The sequence below is a fragment of the Pararhizobium sp. DWP1-1-3 genome (assembly GCF_049896125.1).
Taxonomy (GTDB): Bacteria; Pseudomonadota; Alphaproteobacteria; order Rhizobiales; family Rhizobiaceae; genus Pararhizobium.
This window is the reverse complement of sequence record NZ_JAFCTR010000003.1, coordinates 117,605-135,961: the sequence shown is the minus strand read 5'-3', so window position 1 is coordinate 135,961 and position 18,357 is coordinate 117,605. Positions and strand designations below refer to the sequence as shown.

The 18,357-nt window shown below is 57.1% G+C and carries 21 protein-coding genes and 1 pseudogene; 10 read left to right on the top strand and 12 right to left on the bottom strand.

The window, feature by feature from the left end; genetic code table 11:
* Nucleotides 1-48 precede the first annotated feature (48 nt).
* Nucleotides 49-363 (top strand): hypothetical protein, encoded by a 315-nt coding sequence (locus ACP7BS_RS08635; protein ID WP_426237631.1) that lies wholly within the window; start codon nucleotides 49-51, stop codon nucleotides 361-363.
* On the opposite strand, the gene ACP7BS_RS08630 is transcribed toward ACP7BS_RS08635, so the two are convergent.
* From ACP7BS_RS08630 to ACP7BS_RS08620, 3 genes are all read right to left on the bottom strand, one after another.
* Nucleotides 330-656 (bottom strand): hypothetical protein, encoded by a 327-nt coding sequence (locus ACP7BS_RS08630; RefSeq protein ID WP_426237629.1) that lies wholly within the window; start codon nucleotides 654-656, stop codon nucleotides 330-332. The two genes, ACP7BS_RS08635 and ACP7BS_RS08630, sit on opposite strands and share 34 nt — an antisense overlap.
* The gene (locus ACP7BS_RS08625) at nucleotides 657-1,370 is read right to left on the bottom strand and encodes an SOS response-associated peptidase (RefSeq protein WP_426237627.1); all 714 of its coding nucleotides are present in this window, start codon (nucleotides 1,368-1,370) and stop codon (nucleotides 657-659) included. It lies immediately after the preceding gene.
* 321 nt (nucleotides 1,371-1,691) lie between these two features.
* Nucleotides 1,692-1,889 (bottom strand): hypothetical protein, encoded by a 198-nt coding sequence (locus ACP7BS_RS08620; protein WP_426232088.1) that lies wholly within the window; start codon nucleotides 1,887-1,889, stop codon nucleotides 1,692-1,694.
* Nucleotides 1,890-2,178: 289 nt separating this feature from the next.
* Here ACP7BS_RS08620 and ACP7BS_RS08615 point away from each other — a divergent pair, with 289 nt between their 5' ends.
* The 5 genes from ACP7BS_RS08615 (at nucleotide 2,179) to ACP7BS_RS08595 (ending at nucleotide 4,522) form a co-directional block, all read left to right on the top strand.
* Nucleotides 2,179-2,667: a ferritin-like domain-containing protein gene (locus ACP7BS_RS08615; protein ID WP_426237626.1), complete on the top strand. Its 489-nt coding sequence runs from the start codon at nucleotides 2,179-2,181 to the stop codon at nucleotides 2,665-2,667.
* Nucleotides 2,668-2,721: 54 nt separating this feature from the next.
* Nucleotides 2,722-3,012 (top strand): hypothetical protein, encoded by a 291-nt coding sequence (locus ACP7BS_RS08610; protein ID WP_426237624.1) that lies wholly within the window; start codon nucleotides 2,722-2,724, stop codon nucleotides 3,010-3,012.
* On the top strand, nucleotides 3,009-3,323 hold the full coding sequence (locus ACP7BS_RS08605) for a hypothetical protein (RefSeq protein WP_426237622.1): 315 nt from the start codon (nucleotides 3,009-3,011) through the stop codon (nucleotides 3,321-3,323). The genes ACP7BS_RS08610 and ACP7BS_RS08605 overlap by 4 nt, the downstream gene beginning before the upstream one ends.
* 172 nt (nucleotides 3,324-3,495) lie before the next feature.
* Nucleotides 3,496-3,981 (top strand): hypothetical protein, encoded by a 486-nt coding sequence (locus ACP7BS_RS08600; RefSeq protein WP_426232084.1) that lies wholly within the window; start codon nucleotides 3,496-3,498, stop codon nucleotides 3,979-3,981.
* 181 nt (nucleotides 3,982-4,162) lie between these two features.
* A complete protein-coding gene (locus tag ACP7BS_RS08595; RefSeq protein WP_426237621.1) occupies nucleotides 4,163-4,522 on the top strand; it encodes a response regulator in 360 nt (119 codons plus the stop codon).
* A 246-nt stretch (nucleotides 4,523-4,768) separates the two neighbouring features.
* On the opposite strand, the gene ACP7BS_RS08590 is transcribed toward ACP7BS_RS08595, so the two are convergent.
* The 8 genes and pseudogenes from ACP7BS_RS08590 to ACP7BS_RS08555 form a co-directional block, all read right to left on the bottom strand.
* Entirely contained in the window at nucleotides 4,769-6,406 is a 1,638-nt protein-coding gene (locus ACP7BS_RS08590; protein WP_426237619.1) for a sensor histidine kinase, read from the bottom strand.
* 269 nt (nucleotides 6,407-6,675) lie between these two features.
* Complete coding sequence (locus ACP7BS_RS08585; RefSeq protein WP_426232129.1) at nucleotides 6,676-9,261, bottom strand: ATP-binding protein; 2,586 nt, start codon at nucleotides 9,259-9,261, stop codon at nucleotides 6,676-6,678.
* A gap of 183 nt (nucleotides 9,262-9,444) precedes the next feature.
* Complete coding sequence (locus ACP7BS_RS08580; protein ID WP_426237617.1) at nucleotides 9,445-10,572, bottom strand: sensor histidine kinase; 1,128 nt, start codon at nucleotides 10,570-10,572, stop codon at nucleotides 9,445-9,447.
* Between the two features lie 205 nt (nucleotides 10,573-10,777).
* Nucleotides 10,778-10,930: pseudogene (locus tag ACP7BS_RS08575) on the bottom strand (YidB family protein); the annotation flags it as partial.
* A 53-nt stretch (nucleotides 10,931-10,983) separates the two neighbouring features.
* The gene (locus tag ACP7BS_RS08570) at nucleotides 10,984-11,949 is read right to left on the bottom strand and encodes a magnesium and cobalt transport protein CorA (protein ID WP_426232080.1); all 966 of its coding nucleotides are present in this window, start codon (nucleotides 11,947-11,949) and stop codon (nucleotides 10,984-10,986) included.
* Nucleotides 11,950-12,046: 97 nt separating this feature from the next.
* The gene (locus tag ACP7BS_RS08565) at nucleotides 12,047-13,006 is read right to left on the bottom strand and encodes a DUF808 domain-containing protein (protein WP_426232079.1); all 960 of its coding nucleotides are present in this window, start codon (nucleotides 13,004-13,006) and stop codon (nucleotides 12,047-12,049) included.
* A gap of 113 nt (nucleotides 13,007-13,119) precedes the next feature.
* Complete coding sequence (locus tag ACP7BS_RS08560) at nucleotides 13,120-13,515, bottom strand: KUP/HAK/KT family potassium transporter (protein ID WP_426238054.1); 396 nt, start codon at nucleotides 13,513-13,515, stop codon at nucleotides 13,120-13,122.
* 129 nt (nucleotides 13,516-13,644) lie between these two features.
* Complete coding sequence (locus ACP7BS_RS08555) at nucleotides 13,645-13,887, bottom strand: hypothetical protein (RefSeq protein ID WP_426232078.1); 243 nt, start codon at nucleotides 13,885-13,887, stop codon at nucleotides 13,645-13,647.
* A gap of 868 nt (nucleotides 13,888-14,755) precedes the next feature.
* On the opposite strand from ACP7BS_RS08555, the gene ACP7BS_RS08550 reads away from it, so the two are divergent.
* Both ACP7BS_RS08550 and ACP7BS_RS08545 read left to right on the top strand, forming a co-directional pair.
* The gene (locus tag ACP7BS_RS08550) at nucleotides 14,756-15,559 is read left to right on the top strand and encodes a glycosyl hydrolase 53 family protein (RefSeq protein ID WP_426237615.1); all 804 of its coding nucleotides are present in this window, start codon (nucleotides 14,756-14,758) and stop codon (nucleotides 15,557-15,559) included.
* Between the two features lie 42 nt (nucleotides 15,560-15,601).
* Complete coding sequence (locus ACP7BS_RS08545; RefSeq protein WP_426232076.1) at nucleotides 15,602-16,474, top strand: hypothetical protein; 873 nt, start codon at nucleotides 15,602-15,604, stop codon at nucleotides 16,472-16,474.
* A 27-nt stretch (nucleotides 16,475-16,501) separates the two neighbouring features.
* Here ACP7BS_RS08545 and ACP7BS_RS08540 read toward each other — a convergent pair whose 3' ends face one another.
* Nucleotides 16,502-16,729, bottom strand: coding sequence for a hypothetical protein (locus tag ACP7BS_RS08540; protein ID WP_426232075.1), 228 nt, complete (start codon nucleotides 16,727-16,729; stop codon nucleotides 16,502-16,504).
* Nucleotides 16,730-17,105: 376 nt separating this feature from the next.
* On the opposite strand from ACP7BS_RS08540, the gene ACP7BS_RS08535 reads away from it, so the two are divergent.
* A complete protein-coding gene (locus tag ACP7BS_RS08535) occupies nucleotides 17,106-17,426 on the top strand; it encodes a PepSY domain-containing protein (RefSeq protein WP_426232074.1) in 321 nt (106 codons plus the stop codon).
* A 32-nt stretch (nucleotides 17,427-17,458) separates the two neighbouring features.
* Complete coding sequence (locus ACP7BS_RS08530; RefSeq protein WP_426232073.1) at nucleotides 17,459-18,073, top strand: general stress protein; 615 nt, start codon at nucleotides 17,459-17,461, stop codon at nucleotides 18,071-18,073.
* Nucleotides 18,074-18,357: the final 284 nt, after the last annotated feature.

Below are 18,357 nucleotides of genomic sequence, written 5' to 3'. Positions count from 1 at the left end.
CGGTCATCTGCTTGCCTGTCGTTTGGTCGCAACCTATCGTGCGGCATGATGAATGATCCTGCACACGATGCCTTCGAGCGCGCAATGGAGCGGTTTGCCGATGGCTATACCCAAGGCCTGTTCGAGGGCCGGACATGGGGCGTGACCGTGAAACGGTCCGCGGATCGCAAACGCATCTGGCTCTACGCCGAACACTTAGCCGGATCCGACATTGTCAGCTTCAATCTCTATCGGCTGCAAGGTGCAGGCCTGGAACTAAAGCCGTGCGAGATGTCGTCCGAAAAGGCCGTCGCCTTCGTGCTCGGCTTCGACAGCACACAGCAACCTGATCAGCCGTTGATGCCGGCCCACCACTCAGCATAAGGCGTGTTTTTGGCAAGCTTGCGATTGTAGTCTGCTGCGGCGTCATCCCACCAGACAAGACCGCGCTCTCCAAGGGCGATTTTGGAGTCCTCGACCCGTTTGCGCGCAGCGGCTGTTGCGTCCTTGTCTCCCCTGGCATCCCGAACGGTCCGACGTGCCGCCATCAGTTCGCTTACGAGATTGACGCGTTTCGTCTCATCAAGGCCGGGATCGCTTTTACGCCAAAGCCTACCCCGGACCACGAAATATCGACCGTCGGGAGTGTCTGGATATGCTCGCTCGTCTTTTGTCATTCAAAGCTGCGCAGAGAATAGGTCCGCGGTCTGGCTGGGATGCCCGCCCAGGCCGCCAACCGCCGTGTATCGCGGCAACACCGTCATCCTCTCTTCCGGAAGTGGCCTCTGGAGATTCTTGGCCTCCTTCCAGTCCGCAGTCATCCAGATCTCGCATTCTTCGCGCGTCGTCAGCAGGACAGGCATGGCCTTGGGATGGATTGGTTTGACGACCTCGTTGGGATTGGTCGTCAGGAACGCGTAGATATCGTGCTCGCCCTCACGCGGCGCTTTGATCGGACCACGGGCACCGGTCCATTTCGTGTGAATGCCTGCAAGCGCTAACACCGGTTGGTCTTCATTCACCACGAACCAGCGCAGGGGCTTCTTGCCAGTTTCAGGATCGGCCACCTGCTCGTACTCACTGAACGCTGTCGCCGGTACCAGGCAACGGTGCCCGACACCAAGCCATTGCTGCCAATGCGGGATCCATGTCTTACGAACATTGGTAACGCCCTTGTCCGGCTTCCCGTCAAGGTGCTGCTCCGGGGTTGGCATGCCCCAGACAGACATGGCCAGTTCGCGTTCACCATTTGCATCGACCCGAACGATCGGGCCGGGACGGTCAGGATGGACGTTCATGGAGGGTGGCAGATTGCCCTCGCGATATCTGGTGATATCGACGAAATCCCGGATGGCTTGCTGATTGCTCGTCAGATTGTAAAGGTTACACATAGAGCCCCTCCCGCTGGCACGAAGATAGACGATCCTGCTCGACTATCAACGCACAGACACCGAACGCGTTGCATCCAGGCGGGCGCCTGTAGTCCCTGCATTACAGGAACCGGCCGTTGGCACGCCGATAGTAAACGTGCTGCGCGAAAGGTCTGCCAATTGCAGCAGACCGGCAAACGAATGGAGCGGCCTTAACGCCTGAACGGCCTGCGCTTCTTTACACTAAATTTACACATCAAAAGCCCCCGAAGGTTGATGTCCAACTTTCGGGGGGCATTTACCGAGGCCGGGGTCCTCGACTACAAGCGGCCGTTTAGCCCGCTAGTGCGTGGTGCTGGATATGAGTGCGTCGATGAGTTTGATCTGCGAGCGATTGCCGCGCTTATATTCGTTGATCAGTATCTTCGCTTCCGCAGTCGCATCCTTGCGCAGAATGTGGTGCTGAGTACACCAGGCATCGAGGACGGACTGGAGCATAGTAAGGTCCATTGGCGGTATTGCGATATCGGATTTATGCATCATTTTCCTCCCAAGGATTGACATCTTTTTGGTGAGAAGCCGCCTCCCAGCAGCCTCCAGCGCATTCAACCGTAGTCTAATGTAATAGGTGCACAAGATAAAAATGTGACATTTAAGTTGAGGTACGTAACCGATTTCTTTCTGCAGCGATCACCAAAGCGTGCGGGCTCATGAGGGTGCAACCGGACCACACACATGATGCGTGGCAAGACGGAACATTGGTTCCGCCAATGGGTTGTTAGCACACAATTGCCCGGCTGTCGGTGCAATGTTCCAAGGAAACAATCCCATGGCTAAATTACTCGAAGACCTCTTCCTGGACACACTCAAAGACGTCTATTTTGCGGAACAGAAGATTGTCGACACATTACCCGACATGGAGCAGGCAGCGACGAATACTCAGCTGAAGTCTGCTTTTCGCAAACACCTTGATGAGACCAAAATCCACGTAACGCGCTTGGAAGCCGTCTTCAATGTGATTGGCGAGGAGCCAGAGGCGAAGACGTGCGACGCCATCCTCGGCATTACCGACGAGGGTGCCGAAATCATGGAAGAATACGAAGGCTCACCTGCCCTTGATGCCGGCCTTCTGGCTGCTGCTCAGGCCGTCGAACATTACGAAATGTCACGCTACGGCACGCTACGCACGTGGGCGCTGGAACTTGGCTATGAAGAAGCCGCCGAGATTCTACAGTCCACTCTCGATGAGGAACAAGCCACCGATCTTGCACTCACCGCGATCGCCACGTCCGTCGTAAACCAAAAAGCCGAAGGCTGATCATTCGTCGGGGTCTGACAGGTGTCAGTCCCCGACTTTTGCCAGATAATCGTTATGTCCAAAGGATTTACATATCTGCTCGCAAGACTGCGGGGGACCGAGCTGTTGGTCGGCTCAGAAGCGCAGACTATTGACGAGATCAAGTCGTTGCTTGTTGAGAACGGCGTGCCAATTGAGAGCGGCTTGGCCGAGCTTCACCAGGTCGGGAAATTGAAAATCGGCAAACAGACCTCTGAAGGACTGATCGAGACGATTCTTTTGGTGAAGCCATACAAAGGCGCTGAAGGATCGGGGGCGGACGATCCCGCAAGCCTACCGCAGAACAAACAGGAAACAAAATTATGAGCGCTCGTAAGGGAGAACTGACTGCGGCTGACATTGACCGCGGTTGGCCATTTCAAATCGCGCTGGATGGCGCTCTTTGCACGGGCCAGCACAGCGCGGTCCAGGCCGAATTCTGCAAGGGCCTTTCGCGGTGTGTGCGCGGCCATTCTCTGTTCCACGATGACAAAACGTTCATCGTTCAGTGCTTTTCGCTGAAAGAGGATGCCGAAAAATTCATGAACCGTTTTGGTGGCGAGTGGTTTGATCCACGAGAGCGTGGTCGAGGAAACCAATGGAATAAATGCCCCAAGGTAAAATTTGCCGGACGATAAATGTGAGCGGGAACGATCCTGTACTTAAGCAACTTGTACTGGAAACGAAGGCAAGATCAGATCGTTGGAGGTATTTGGAGCCATCATATCGCAATGATGGAGGGCCCTTAATTAGCTCGCCCTAAATACGACTTGCGAGTGTGCAAAGTCCGACCTGCACAGAGGACGTCCCATGAAGAACTGGCTTTCAAACAGAGCATGCGCTCCCCGCATTTTTGCAGCAGCGACGTTTTCATTCGCCGTACCAGCCCAAGCTGAATGTCGCTCAGCCCTCAACAACCCCGAATGGCCCAGGATCGCACACTCAGTTGCCGCACTGCAATTGTGCGAACAAATACCGGTCGGCCCCAATCATACCGCCAGATTTCAAGTTATTTCGGTGGACATGTGCTCCTTTCCGAGTGGCATCGATTCCGTAACGGCCAGAGCGTTGCTGACCTGCGAATCCGGCGCGGACTCGCTGATCCAGATACCTTCACTTGACAGTGAGGTCTTGGCGACAGTGACTTTTGACACCAAAGCATGTCGTCTTGTGGATTCTGATCTTCAAATCAGCGGTGAGATTGGAGCACTCATGTCTGGCCTAGAAGACACGCAGCAAACTGCTCGCGCCTGGGCCCAGTCCGAATTATCGCACCTGTGCGCATTACAGCGATGAAGCGCAGTGTTCGGCCTATTGATAAGGGTGATGCCTGAGAGTTCCTTGGGACCGGCTACCGTCTGGTGTCTTGGCGACAAATCGGTTAGCGCTGCGATTGTGTTTTTAGCCGCAAATCACACTTGAACCCCAACATTGGTTCGATTAACTCAGAATCGGGTTTGTCGGAGGGATTAACCGGATGGGCACTGGGACAAATCGTACGCTGCTTATCCTTGAGGATGAGCCTTTCATCGCGCTCGATGTGGCGGACGCTCTCCGCAACACGGCCTATAATGTTGTGACGCTGAGATCATGCTCCGACGCGAAGAATTGGCTGCAAATTCAAACGCCTGCAGTGGCGATTTTAGATATCAGTCTGCAGGACGGCGAATGTGCCGAAGTCGCTGCGACCCTTGTTGAACGACAGGTGCCGTTTGTCGTCCACTCGGGTTACGTCGATGGGGCAAGCGAAGTGTTTTCGCATGGCAGATGGATCGATAAGCCGACGCAGCCGCATGCCCTATTGGATGCTGTGAATGCTTTGAATCCCGTACACTGAAATTCGCCGGCGTTTGATGCGATGGCAACCATTTGGCACGCGCACGCCATCTCTACACACGGAAACTGAGGGGATCAGACCGAACTCCTAGATGCAGTGGCCCTCAATGAAGCCGTTTGGCTTGCAGGATGATTTCGACCGATCCATCAACGGAACATCCTCAAAGCTTTGGGGAAGCGATCAGATGGTGATTTCGCTGTTTTCGGTTCGTGTTAAGAGATACCGGATGCCCTTGGTGTTCATGACCTAAATGTCCTGACTTTTCTCAGTGACCACATTTCTCCCAGTTTTGGCGTCCCTGTCGGCGATTGCCCATTCAGTCCCCGTTTTGGTTTGAGCTGGCTCCGCCATCTCAATAATGTCCATCTCAGCCGTAAAGTTCGTCCCGTCATTCCTTTGGTAGATGAACTCGCCCTGCAGTTGCGACACGACCCCCTTGATGAGACGAGAACCCATTCCCGAGTGCATGTTTTCGCGGTCGAACCCCACACCGTTGTCACTGATGACCAGGCATGCCCTGCGCTTGGACAACGCCTTCAACGTCACGGCGATTTTCCCGCCCTGGGTATTTAGGAACGCATACTTGAGGCTGTTTGTGACGACTTCGTTGGCGAGAAGCGCCAAAGGCGTGGCCGTGTCGGCCGAGACATCGATGTCCTCAATGGCATATTCGACTTCGACTGAGGCCCCGTAGGACTTGACGAGCATATCGACCACCGCAGTGAGGAGATGCTTAGCCGACACCTTTGCGTATTGATCACGACTGTAAATCTGCTCGTGGACGGCTATCATCGCGGCGATGCGGTCGAACAGGGACTTCTGCACTTCCGAAGGCAGCTGCTGCATCCTAATCAGCGACTGCACAGACTGGAGGTTGTTTTTGACGCGGTGATGGATTTCCCGAAGTAGTAGCTGGTTTTCTTCTAAAGCTATTGAAAGGGCCGTCGAACGGGCGATGTCTCGCGATAATAGGTGCCTGATCCAGCTTGCAGCCGCGATCAGCCCGATCGCCGCGAGGCACAGCACTCCGACAGCGATCAACATGTCGTTCCAGAAGGACCGCATGCCCGCCTGATATCCGGCGGAACTTACCGCGATGAAATCAGTCCCGTCAACCGACCGATAACCAACGGTCCGGGCGACGCCGTCAGCCGGAGAAACCGCGAAATATGTTCCGGTGGGAGATTTGGGAAGATAGTCCGTGAACAGGACATAGCCGCTCATGTCGAGTGGCCCCCTTGCCAGCGGAAACCGAGCTACGAGCTGGCCATCGCGACGGATGATTCCAACCGTTGAATCGGGCCCCAAATCGGCGGACTCCAAAATGTCCGCGAAAATATCGACCTCGAAAGAAACCATCGCGGCGCCGACAAACGCGCCATTCCGTTCAATGCGGCGACTAAAGACGAAAATCTGCTGACCGTTCTGACGACTGACAAGCAAAGATGAAACGTGTTTCCGCGCGCCCTTTTTAAGCTCCGCGAAATACGGCCTGTCCGTTATCGGAACTGGCTTGACCACAGGATCGGTGGAAAGAAGCGTCGTTCCGTCCCGGTCAACGACATAAGCCTCCACCTGACCAGGAAGGTTTTCCACCGCCTCATTGATGTCCCTTACCTTAGATTTGTCCCCGACGCGGACATCGGAACCAAGCGACTCATCGATGCGCTGAAGGGCTTGCCAGGCGAGGGCGTCAATCCACTTCGCATTGGTAGCAACGATCTTGGAGGCGGCGACGGCTTGGTCCTCCGTCCGTTGCTGGGCGGAGGTCCAGCTTTCGTAGAGCCATAGTCCCAGTAGCAGCAGCAACCCTACAAACATCGTCCCCATGACGGCGGTCGCGGCTTTCGACACGGTCGCCGTGTGTAACCCCTCGAATTTCATAGTCGCCCATCACCCCTTGCGATGCGATCCGTCGCGCGCGTAACCACAGTAGCGAAGCTGTGACGACAGTTCTAGCGACGTGCCGAGGGCGGGAACTTAACCGTCGGCGATCACAAAGACAATCCAAGCCATGGGCGGATAGCGGACGCGGGGCGGTTCGACATAACGCGCGACGACCCGACGACTGGCTCACGTCGGGCACATGTCCCCATGGGCATTCCTCTCTCAGTTGCCTGGCCCCATGCGGGGTCACAAAAGACACCTTCAACTCAACCCCCGCTAATCATTGCCTTTACGCGAAGGGCAAGCGCTTCACTCGTGAAGGGCTTCGTCAACACCTGCATGCCACGGTCAAGGTGGCCGAAGTTGAGCACGGCGTTTTCAGCATACCCGGTAATGAAAAGAACTTTGAGCCCAGGCAACGTTCCGCGCATCGCATCAGCGAGTTGGCGACCGTTCATTCCGTTTGGAAGCCCCACATCAGTCAGAAGCAGATCGATGTCCGTTCTTGTGCGAAGCACCGCCATAGCGGTTGGGCCGTCTCCGGCCTCGATTATCTCGTACCCTAGTTCCTCGAGAGTCTCGACCGCGACCATCCGGACGAGGGGTTCGTCGTCGACGACAAGGATAGTTTCGCGCTCGGCCGCGCGTGGGGCAACGGTCGTCTCCAGCGTTTCGTCGTCAACGTGTTTACCGACAAAACGCGGTAGATAAAGGCTAATCGTCGTGCCTTTCCCGACCTCAGAGTGAATTTTCGCGGTGCCCCCAGACTGGCCCGCAAACCCATAAACCATCGACAGCCCAAGTCCCGTACCCTGACCCGTAGGCTTTGTGGTGTAAAAGGGGTCAAATGCGCGCGCGACCACGTCCTTTGTCATACCTGTCCCGGTATCGCTCACACCAAGCCAGACATACGCCCCAGCCGACAGTCCCGGTTCCCTCGCTCCTCGTTCGTCGAGCATTCGGTTTCCTGTCTCGATAGTGAGTTGCCCGCCGTCAGGCATGGCGTCCCTCGCGTTGATGCAGAGGTTCAGAAGGGCGTTTTCGAGTTGGCCGACATCGACGAAGGTGGTCCACAGCCCGTCCGTTGCAACGGTCTCGACTTGAACGGCCGGTCCAACGCTTCGGGATATCAGGTCGTACATGCCTGAGACGATCCGATTAAGGTCGGCCGCCTTGGGATCTAGCGTTTGCCGCCTTGAGAACGCGAGAAGCCGCTGGGTCAGACCCGCAGCTCGCTTAACAGCGGATTTCGCCCCGACCAGGTAGCGGTCAATATCGGCAATGCGTCCCTGCGTCAGCCGCGTCGTTATCAACTCGAGACTGCCGCCTATCCCTGCCAGAATATTATTGAAGTCGTGCGCGAGGCCGCCCGTGAGCTGGCCGACGGCTTCCATCTTCTGGGAGTGACGAAGAGCTTCCTGCGCGTTCAGGAGCGCCTTTGTCCGTTCTTCGACATGAGCTTCAAGGGAGGCGTTGAGCTCGGCCAGAGCCGCAGCGGTTTCACGCAGGTTGGCCTCTGACCTGACGCGCTGGATGTGCGCCCACGATCGCTCGGTCACCTCTCTGATCAATGCCAGTTCTTCGTTCGACCATACGTGCGGCACCTTGTCGTGGATTGCCATCAGCGCCGTTAGCCTGCCCTCCCTGATTAAGGGCATGCAGATCGTCGCCGCGATTCCGATATCCTGAAAGGTCTTGGCCTCCTCGGGCGCAATTTCAGCAATATTATCGTTGATGATCAGGGGGAATCCCCGGCTGAGGTTCCAGACAGCAAGCTTACCAAAATCAGCAAGGCTATAATGACCAACGATGGACGGCGAGCCCTCCGCCGCCCAGTCGCCCCGAATTGTGAAACCGTCCTCGTCCTCGTCCATGTCGGCGTAGGCGCAGTTTGAAAGTGAAAGATGCTGACCGACCATTTTTGTCGTAATAGCGAGGATGGCGTCGGCGTCGCGACGCATTCCAGTTTCTCGCGCCAGGTCGTCGAGAAACCGCAATCGGGATTCTGATTGCCGAAGGGCGAGGTCGGCCGCTGTGCGCTCGGTGACGTCCACGCCCGACAGGAAGATGTCCGTGACGTTCCCGGAACTGTCCTTAACTGGTTGACAGGCGAAATCGACAAAGCGGTTCTGGACAACGCCGCCTGGCATTGCATGAACAGAGAAGAGTGCTCCGTCAGCTGAATACGGCTCGCCAGTTTTTCTGATGTCGTCTAGTATTGCGAGATAGCCCTGTTCAGCTACTTCGGGCACTGCATCTCGCAACGACCTGCCGACAACATCCCGGTGGCTGACGAGTTCGAGATATGCCTGATTGGCGTACTGTATAATATGATCGGGCCCCGACAGCATTGCCATGAACCCCGGTGCGTTCGCGAACATCTGGCGATAGCGCTCGGTCTCGGACAGAAGCCGTTGCCGCCCCTCGACCGCTTCCGTCGTTTCCACGACGGTATCGATAATTCCGACGACTGCACCACTCTCGTCACGGATCGGGCTGTAGCAGAACGTGAAATACGCAGTCGCCACCCGACCGTTTATCGTCGTCTGTAGAGGGAAGTCCTCAAAATATACGGCGTCACCGCCCATAGCTTTTTCGGCGATCGGCTTAAGTTCGTCCCAGATTTCCCTCCAGCCGGCGCGCAAAGGCTTGCCGAACGCTTCTTCTTTGGCACCCAGCAACGGCAGGTAGCCGTCGTTACAGATCGCGATCAGATCAGGCCCCCAGAACAGGCACTGCGGAAACCTGCTGGCGATCATAGCGTCGACGGTGATCCTGAGGGCGGGAGACCATTTATCAATTGGTCCCAGCGACGTCTGGTCCCATGGAAACGCGCGCACCTTGTCAGCCATCACGCCAGTGGACGAAGGAAATGAATTCACCGGAATCGCGCCCCGATTAAATGATTGAGGCATTAAATAGAGAAGCTCGAGGCAAATGGAAGAGTGGACAGTTGGGGCATGCACCAATGGCTATGCAGTATTTCTTGCGGGTCCTCTCAGCACGGATGTTCAGTGCCGACGCCAACATATCTATCAGTAGTGCAAGCCTGACCGGGACGCGGCTGGAAATCTCACCGAAAACCGTGTGCCATTGTTGCCCTCCGCGTTAGCAGCATTAAGCTGGCCACCGAGCTGCGCTGACAACGCCCGCACCACTCTCATACCAAGACCACTGAGCGATTGGGAGACATCGAAGTCGTCGGGCAACCCTTTACCTCGATCGGAAACCGCAAGTTCCTGCATTCCTGACTGCTCGTGGTAGGACACAGTAATCGGTCCAGCCCCGTGCTTGACGGCGTTCATCACGAGTTCATTGACGATCAATCCGATCGGTTGAATGAACGCATGCGATATCATACCGTTACCGCAGACCAGCTGGACCGGTGCGCTAACAATACCGGAGATGTCTTCGCAAAGTCGCCCGAGGTATTCGGATGCCAACATGTCACCAGCGACGTCCTGAGCATATGCGTGACGGTGGACGCGGGCCACGGCAGCAACTCGGTTGGCCGCATCTTTGAGTTCGGCAACAGCTTGCGAAGCGTGCGGTAATTTCCCTTGCATGGTCAGCATCGAAGAGACGAACTGCAAGCTGTTCATCACCCTATGGTCGATTTCCTTGGCCAGCATTTTCGAGGTCGCGATCGCCCGTTGTGCTGACAGTCGCAATTCAAGGTGATCCATGACGACAGATGCCAGGTCTTTCAGGTCGTCAATCTGCTTCTGGTCGATGGCCCGCACTTGCTTGTCGATGATGCAGAGGGTTCCAAGGTTGTAGCCATCAAGCGTCCGCAACGGCACGGCAGCATAGAAGCGCAAGCCGAATTCTCCGGCGACGAGGGGGTTGGCGAGCGACCGAACATCCTTGGCTGCGTTTTCCAAGATATATGGATCGTCACCAAGGATTGCGGAGGCGCAAAGTCCAGGATCGCGATCGATTTGTTTTACCGGAACACCGTGGTGCGATTTGAACCAGATGCGATCGGTATCAACGATGCTGACGATAGCAATCGGCACATCAAACAGACGAGCCGCCATTGCGGTGACCCGGTCGAACATTCCGTCTGGAGGCGTGTCCAGGATATCGTACCGGCGCACAGCGGCCATGCGCGAAGCCTCGTTGGATGGAACGATGCTCGGATCGACTTGGAATTGTACCACGCTTGAAGCTCCATTCACGCCTTCCGCCGGCGAAGTCCAAATTCGGTTCGAAGTTATTGCAATCATGACCAAACGTGCGGATTCCGAATGTGTTCCTAGCAGGTTCGCCGCAAACCACGGAAATGAACATTATCGAAGGCACAGATTGGCGTCCCCCGGATTCAAAGATATCGTCATCGGTTGGGACTGTACCGTTCGAAGTCAGTTAATCGATAGCCTTAGGGAGGTCGCGGCTTAGACGGCTTAGTATTTCGTCAGGCGAAAATCCTGTTCTCGCTGACAGATCGACACGCACCTCCGGTCCGAGTGCCTCCGACAACTGGCTATCGTTGATTTCGAACCCGGTTTCGACCCACGATTTCGCCGTTTGTCACGCGGTAGCGTCAGCGGCGTAGTCTTCAGATATACGGGCTAAAGCCAGCCAGTCTTTTTAAAGCGGTAGAAGAGTACGCCGCACAGGGTAACGATGACCCCCAAGACCACGAAGTAGCCATACCTGCTTTGCAACTCGGGCATGTTTTGGAAGTTCATCCCGTAGATACCAGCGATCGCGGTGGGTACCGCAAGAATGGCGGCCCAGGCGGCGAGTTGTCTGGTGATTGTGCCCTGCCGTTGTTGCTCGAGGAGATTGCTGGCCTCGAACACTGAGGTAATGACGTCCCTGAGGCCGGACATCATCGTCTCGACGCGTTTTACGTGATCGAGGACGTCGCGAAAATACGGTTTGGCGTTATCGTCTACGCACGGCAGCTCAAGATGCGTCAGTTTTCCGACGACCTCCGCCATTGGTCCCAGTACACGCTGGAACAGGATGACCTGACGGCGCATCCTGAAAATTCGCCTGATCTGCTCACGTTCGAGAAAAGAAGCGAGCATGTGCTTTTCCATTGCGAGCACGTTGTCTTCCATTTTTTCGACCATGGGCAGGTAGCCGTCGACGATGAAGTCGATAATCGCATGCAGAATGTAATCGGGGCCATGGTTCAACAGGTTCGGCGACTGCTCGAGCTGTTCCCTCAATTCCTTGTGCGCGCGTGCCGATCCGTGACGGACGCTGACGATGTGATGCTTCCCGACGAAAATGCAGGTCTCTCCGTAGACGATCTTGTCGCCCTCCAGATGCGCGGTCTTGGCTACGACAAAAATCTGCTCGCCGTAAACGTCAACCTTAGGGACCTGGCGGCCGTTGAGCGCATCTTCCACTGCCAACGGGTGCAGTCCGAACATTGCTTTGAGCTTGTGCATCTCATCTGCCGTCGGTTCGGCGACACCGATCCAGGCGAACTCGCCGTCTTTCGGTTTGAACGGCTTTTCACCCAAAGGCAGTTCGTCTGCGCGATTTCCGCCGCGGTAGATGTAGGAGGCAACGACTGTCATGAGATGCATGTGCTTTCATCGATTAGGGATCATGGCCAATTCCTGCGGCGGCGCGATGCCCGGCAAGAGGCTCGTGCGTGCCGAAACTTACAGGCAATTAACTTTGAGTTCTCAGGCGCTTAATCAAGGGAGCCGAAGCGCGAACGAGGACGATGGTGAAGCCGCCGATTACTATGGCGAGAGCCGCCTGAATCGCCGATGTCGTTGTCCAATGAAGGATTTCGCGAAAGTAAGCGGACACGGTACCAATTCCCGTTGCTATGCCTTCGATGAAATGCTCGGGGCCATGATAGCCGAGCTCGGCCATACCATGCACCAGAATGCTCCCTCCGACCCACAGCATTGCGGCCGTACCGATCATTGCCAGTATGCTGAGAAAGACAGGCACTCCCACGACGAGCCCGCGCCCGAACGACCTCAGTAGTCCGATGGGCGTGCCAGCAAGCGCCAGGCCCAGATCGTCGGCCTTCACGATGAGCGCGACGACGCCGTAGACGGCCAACGTGATCAGGATACCAACGGAAGCGAGCACCGCCGCCTGCGTATAGATATTGGACGCGGCAACGTTGGCCAGCGTCAATGCCATGATTTCGGCGGACAGGATGAAATCCGTCCTGATTGCGCCTGAGACCTTCTGGTTCTCCAGTGTGGTTGGGTCGGTTGTTCCCGATACGGCAGTTTCGTGGTCGTGAGTGTCATGAGGCACAAAGGCTTCGTAAAGCTTCTCAGCGCCTTCGTAGCAGAGATAGACGCCGCCAATCATGAGCAGCGGGGTGATAGCCCATGGCGCGAAATAACCGAGGAAAAGTCCGGCTGGCAGGAGGTAGAGAAGTTTGTTTTTTAGTGACCCGAGAGCAATCCTGGCGATGATCGGCAGCTCGCGCGCCGGGGAAAGGCCGACGACATATCGCGGCGTCACCGCCGCGTCGTCGATTACGACGCCTGCCGCTTTCGCGCCGGCCTTTGCAGTCTGCGCGGCAATGTCGTCCAGCGATGCTGCGGCCAGTTTGGCAATTGCAGCGATGTCGTCAAGGAGCGCGATAAGTCCTGTGGCCATGTGAGGTTCCGTTAGTTTTTGAAAGGAGATATTCTTTGGTCGCGCCCATGTCCAGATGGGTGACGCCTGCTCTCTGAGAACAGTCCTCGCCGACTTTGTTGCGAGATCCGAATTCAGATCGAAACTTGCTCCCCGATTTCAACCACGCGGTTTGCCGGAAGCTTGAAGTAGGCCGACGGATCGACACCCAAGCCAGCAAAAGCGATATAGAGGTTTTCCCGCCATCCCGGCAGACCGGAATTGGGATTACCGATCAACGTCCAACGCCCGAGGAACGAGGTCTGCATGAGGAACAGCACGTACTTGAAAGTGACAATGATCGTCAGCGTCCAGACCATCAGCGAAATCACACCAACGACTTCCTGCTGACTAATACCGTCGTGGGAGAACGGCCGAAGGGCTTCCCGAAAGGCATAGAGCGGGCTCGTACCGATATAGCCGTAAACCACCCTGAACCAAGAAGGAGAGACACTTTCACGTATCGGATTCTGGGAAGGGTCGGCGGTGATGGCTGTGATGAAAGCTCCAGCGGCGCTTGGCGCTTTGCAGTGCGTTCACGCTATATGGTGCACCGCAGCGTTCGCGGCAACTATCGCATCTGTCTGGGCTGAATGACGAATGCGCGCGGGTTGCCCTGATTAGCTTTCAGTGCTGTCACGTGTGTCCATGGCCATGTCATGGAGCGCTTGCGTGTCTTCGGGATCGTATTCCGCGGACAGGATGACACTCAAAAACGCCGCGCGGGCAATCTCCTTCTTCGTGGCTTCCGGATGCCGCTCCTTTACCGCGGCAATCAGCGCCTTGGGTTTCATACCCGGCGTCGCGAGTTGCCTGATCGTTTCGGCAATGCCTTCGATCTCACGAAGTTCTTTCTCGCGCATGAGCATCTCCGATGGACAGTTGCCTCGCACACATGCCATTTTTGAATGAGAGTTTCATGACTGTGCCAAAAAGGCGGCCCATCATATCGCACTGCCGCCCTGGAGGGCGTTGCCGCCGGATGCGGCGATCAGACATCCAAACAATCTGAGGAGGTCAACCACGTCCGCTTGGCCACGTGTCCTTCGATTTTTTGCCATACACCCGTGCTTGGCGCCAATGGAAAAGTTCTTGGCCTCTTCGGGGTGTGCGTCGAGACGACCGCGAGGGTCGCATCCGACCGGGCGGCACTGGCCACGGTGGATCGCGAGCGCTCCCGACTGTTCGAGATGACCCGCGACTTGTTCGGGGTCGCGACGTTCGACGGCCGGTTGCTCTCGATCAACCCCGCCTGGTCGCGGCAGGCCGTTCGATCAGACGGGTTCCTTTTGAATACGCCCTTCTCGGAAATCATCCATCCTGACGATCTGGCGGCAACCGGGGAGGTCATCAATGCGATGATCGCGGGGAAGCCCGTCCATCAGTTCCATGTCCGCCTTCTCCGAACAGACGGAACGCCGATAGCCTTTGCATGGTCAGCGATGCCCGAGGGACCTGGCAGCGATCTTTTCCACACCGTCGGCCGGGACATCGCTGAGGAGGTGGCCTCCGCCTCCGCGCTCGCCAGAGCACACGCTCGCCGAAATTGCTTAAGGAAAGAACGGCGAGGAGTGCTACGGAAGGCTGATGGACCTGACTCGACAACTGCCCCTCCCGCTCCGACCCGCTGCACTTTTCCGCAGTCCCATCATGGCAGGCTTCGAATGCGGCCTCGTCCATCGCGGTCGCCACGACCTTCTAATCACGACCGGGCACACGGCGGATAGGCGGTTGGCCGATCATTTCCGTATTGTTTGCGAGCACGGACTTCTCACGATCCGTGACGGCCTTGTTCCTGGACATCACGCGCTTGAGCGCCTCGTCGCTGCACGGCACGCGGGCGTTCAGGCGATCTGGGATCTTTCCCACTATCATCGCAATCAGGATCCAGTGCGATGCGCTCGCATCGCGTCCGAGGCCGCCCTTTCGGCGAATGGCGATGAGAAGCTGTGGCTCTGTCCTGTGAACGAGCCTTCGCTCTACCCAATGATCACCGGAATGCCGCGCCACGATGCCATCGAGATGGCGGTCCTCATGGCCAGGGTAGCCCGCGACCATCATCCGGATGTCGGGATCCTAACGAACGACCCCATTACCGGGGTGGGCGAGCGTCAGTTCGAGGCGACGGACGCGATCGTCTCAGCGGTCGACGTGGACGTCGTCGGAGTAAACTATTACCCCCACACGGCGCGAACCTCGCTGGTGAAGGTCCTGCTCGCGACATGGAGGCGTTACCGCAAGCCGATCATGGTGTCGGAGACAAGCTGGCACGACGGCCATCCCGTCCACCACAGTCGGTATCCCGGCTTCAACAAGGGTGGGTGGCTCCGGCACGTGCTGGAGCAAGTCGATGTTGCAGCGTTTCATGGTGCAATCATAGCCGGGGTCTGCTGGTATCCCATCGTTGACTGCCCACCGTGGCACCGGCCATTCTCCGCAGACCGTTGGAGCCATGGTCTCATACGCTCGGACCTGTCGGTTGACCCGGACCTGTCGGTTGAGCTTGCCTCGCTACGCGTTCGCGCAGCGGCTTAGTTTGATTGGAAACCTGACCGGCAGACGCGCGTTATAATATCCATGAGCCACGAAGCTACACCAGACAACGTCGAGCGGACGACTGAAGACGACACTAAACCCGGTGCCGATGTCCGCTTTCTGTTCGACAGAATGACTGTGGAGCGGTTCCGGAAACGTTTTCCCCGCGCCCGGTGGAGTGACTCTCGTCAAACATGGTTTGTGCCAGGCCGCACTGCCTCCGGTCGGTTCACTCGATGGCTGGCAGAAATGGAGGCAGAAGCCGACGCGTTCGGTGACGCGAAGGGCAGGGACGCGTTCGATTTCGATCCGATCGCCAGCATATACTTGAAACTCGTAAGATCGGGCTTCCATATCAAGACTCCTTACTCGAGAACTGTCGTCGACAGGCTCCGGGAGGTTCCTTACTCACGATGGGACAGCGACCGCAAGCTATGGCACGTTCCCTTTCAATCGTTTCAAGATCTCAAAGATCGATGGCCGGAAATCGAGAAAGCAGCACGCCGGAACGAGCCTGAGCAACGCCGACGCCGCGCCGATGAGCGAAAGGGCACCGAGCAGGAAGCGAAGTCGAAAGCGCGGACGGCCGAAAGGAAGCGACGACGCTATCCATTGAACAGCGACGACCTGCCGCCCGTGGGCCGGGTCGTCGCGATCCAGTATGGGCTCGTGGTCTTTGAAGGAATGACCGGAGAGCTCGTTGATCCAGAAGTCGTCGGCGAATTCTACCTCAGCATCACCGACGACCATGTCTGGGGAATTTGGCGGAAACCTACCTTTGAAGAACTCTTGCAGGCGTGGCCGTCGAAAACGCCTCCGGCCCATGGAGCGGGATGGTGGCAGCCGACTATCGAGGAACTCCGGCCGGCTCGGCGGGCGGCAAGCCGGAAGAGGGCGCAACAACAAACGCTGTAGCTTCACCCGGTCGGGCTGATGGCGCTGTTATCGGCGCTTGAGGATCGCCAGGTCGCGGTCCAGGTCACGATTCACTATCATGCCAAGCATCAGATGGTCAGCCAGTTCGACCAAGGCGGCGGCTATCTCTTCTGGGTTCCATCCAGCCTCCACTGCAGAAAGTGCGACATCTGTAAACGGATCGGCCATGGCCTCTTGGCAGCGAAGAAACCGGTCGGGATGGTTGTCGGTCGACGGTGGGGTTATTTGCTTCATCAAAGGGAGATGTCGTTAAACCCCGCACCGTCAAGGCCCCGACCCGGTCTACGTTATAGAAACCGTGGCGAGAGACGTGGAACCTCTCAGTGGTCGTGCCGACTGTTAGAATCTCTTTTAGTGATATTGCCGGAGAGCCAGTAGCGTTTGTCTTCCTGGGAGACGACATTCGAACCAGGCGAGGGCCGGGCTTGGTAGGACGGACGTGGTCGTGATTGGCGAGATTTTTCGGAGCCTCCTGAGACACCGGCCTCTAGGACTTAACACACGCATTCGGTAGTTTTTTCGGCTGGTGAGTCGGTCGGTTTTGGAACTTAGTTGCGTCCGCAGTGTTCTGGGCATGGGACGGTTAACGATCCCGAAGCAGGAGAATCCCATGAACAAACTTCTTATCGCAACGGCTGTAATCGCCCTTTCCGCAACCTCGGTATTCGCACAGGAAACCAAGCCGGCCGCCAACCCCGACGGCGACACCCCGGCAGTCGCGACGCCTTCCGAGCAGAACTCGACCGCACCCGTCGAAGGCGCGAACAGTTTCACCGAAGAGCAGGCCAAAGAGCGCATTGCCGAAGCCGGATATGCCGACGTCACCGACCTGAAGCTCGACGACAAGGGTGTCTGGCAGGGCAAGGCTACCAAGGATGGCAAGCCTCTGATGGTGTCGATGGACTACCAGGGCAACATCGTCGCCAAGTAAGCGCAGTTCAAGAACAAACGAGGAGTAGCAATATGACGAAAACAGTGACCGGTCTTTTTGACACGTATTCAGATGCAAGCTCGGCGGTCGACCAGCTAAAGGCGGCCGGAATCGCCGACGGCGACATCAGCATCGTCTCCAATAATTCGGACGGACGTTACAACGACAACGATAATGACGCTGCCGAAGATGCGGGCACAGGCGCTGGCATTGGCGCTGCCGTCGGCGGCGTTGGCGGGCTGCTGACTGGCCTTGGTATCATGGCGATCCCAGGTGTCGGCCCGGTCGTCGCCGCAGGTTGGCTTGCGGCCACGGCTGCTGGTGCTGTTGCTGGCGCGGTCGTTGGTGGTGCTGCGGGTGGCATTGTCGGAGCATTGACGGACTCCGGTGTCGCTGAGCGCGACGCCCATGTTTATGCCGAGGGCGTCCGCCGCGGCGGTACTTTGGTGACTGCCAAGGTCGAAGATGCCCGCGCCCCGGAAGCCGAGGCGATCCTTCAGCGCTCGAACTGGGTCGATCTTCCTACCCGCCGGACGGCCTATGAGGGGCAGGGTTGGACCTCCTTCGACGACAAAGCCGATCCATACTCGCAGGCGGAAATCGATGCCGAGCGTGCGCGATATGCAGGTCGTGCCTCGTCTCTCTGACGGCTGGTCAACGCTTGTCATGGAACGGGGCCGATACGATATCGGCCCCGTTCGCACGTCACGCCGTCCTCCGATCAGGTCGCCTGCGGTCAAAATTCGTCCCAGTCCGACGCGACGGCGGCCGCTCACTGGTTACCAGCCAAACGGTCCCCCGGGGTACGGACGATATCACGTGGTTTTCCTGTTTAATTTCGCGCCGCAGCCGCATCCGCATGGTTGCTGCCCGTCTTGAACCGACCTCGCGATGCGCACCCAAGCGGCTCGGTTACCTGAAGATTTCGGCA

What these genes read in the sequence shown, in the direction of transcription:
- ACP7BS_RS08635 (WP_426237631.1), top strand. Translation starts at nt 49, where the DNA reads ATGAATGATCCTGCACACGATGCCTTCGAGCGCGCAATGGAGCGGTTT.
- ACP7BS_RS08630 (WP_426237629.1), bottom strand. Translation starts at nt 656, where the DNA reads ATGACAAAAGACGAGCGAGCATATCCAGACACTCCCGACGGTCGATAT.
- ACP7BS_RS08625 (WP_426237627.1), bottom strand. Translation starts at nt 1,370, where the DNA reads ATGTGTAACCTTTACAATCTGACGAGCAATCAGCAAGCCATCCGGGAT.
- ACP7BS_RS08620 (WP_426232088.1), bottom strand. Translation starts at nt 1,889, where the DNA reads ATGCATAAATCCGATATCGCAATACCGCCAATGGACCTTACTATGCTC.
- ACP7BS_RS08615 (WP_426237626.1), top strand. Translation starts at nt 2,179, where the DNA reads ATGGCTAAATTACTCGAAGACCTCTTCCTGGACACACTCAAAGACGTC.
- ACP7BS_RS08610 (WP_426237624.1), top strand. Translation starts at nt 2,722, where the DNA reads ATGTCCAAAGGATTTACATATCTGCTCGCAAGACTGCGGGGGACCGAG.
- ACP7BS_RS08605 (WP_426237622.1), top strand. Translation starts at nt 3,009, where the DNA reads ATGAGCGCTCGTAAGGGAGAACTGACTGCGGCTGACATTGACCGCGGT.
- ACP7BS_RS08600 (WP_426232084.1), top strand. Translation starts at nt 3,496, where the DNA reads ATGAAGAACTGGCTTTCAAACAGAGCATGCGCTCCCCGCATTTTTGCA.
- ACP7BS_RS08595 (WP_426237621.1), top strand. Translation starts at nt 4,163, where the DNA reads ATGGGCACTGGGACAAATCGTACGCTGCTTATCCTTGAGGATGAGCCT.
- ACP7BS_RS08590 (WP_426237619.1), bottom strand. Translation starts at nt 6,406, where the DNA reads ATGAAATTCGAGGGGTTACACACGGCGACCGTGTCGAAAGCCGCGACC.
- ACP7BS_RS08585 (WP_426232129.1), bottom strand. Translation starts at nt 9,261, where the DNA reads ATGGCTGACAAGGTGCGCGCGTTTCCATGGGACCAGACGTCGCTGGGA.
- ACP7BS_RS08570 (WP_426232080.1), bottom strand. Translation starts at nt 11,949, where the DNA reads ATGACAGTCGTTGCCTCCTACATCTACCGCGGCGGAAATCGCGCAGAC.
- ACP7BS_RS08565 (WP_426232079.1), bottom strand. Translation starts at nt 13,006, where the DNA reads ATGGCCACAGGACTTATCGCGCTCCTTGACGACATCGCTGCAATTGCC.
- ACP7BS_RS08555 (WP_426232078.1), bottom strand. Translation starts at nt 13,887, where the DNA reads ATGCGCGAGAAAGAACTTCGTGAGATCGAAGGCATTGCCGAAACGATC.
- ACP7BS_RS08545 (WP_426232076.1), top strand. Translation starts at nt 15,602, where the DNA reads ATGAGCCACGAAGCTACACCAGACAACGTCGAGCGGACGACTGAAGAC.
- ACP7BS_RS08540 (WP_426232075.1), bottom strand. Translation starts at nt 16,729, where the DNA reads ATGAAGCAAATAACCCCACCGTCGACCGACAACCATCCCGACCGGTTT.
- ACP7BS_RS08535 (WP_426232074.1), top strand. Translation starts at nt 17,106, where the DNA reads ATGAACAAACTTCTTATCGCAACGGCTGTAATCGCCCTTTCCGCAACC.
- ACP7BS_RS08530 (WP_426232073.1), top strand. Translation starts at nt 17,459, where the DNA reads ATGACGAAAACAGTGACCGGTCTTTTTGACACGTATTCAGATGCAAGC.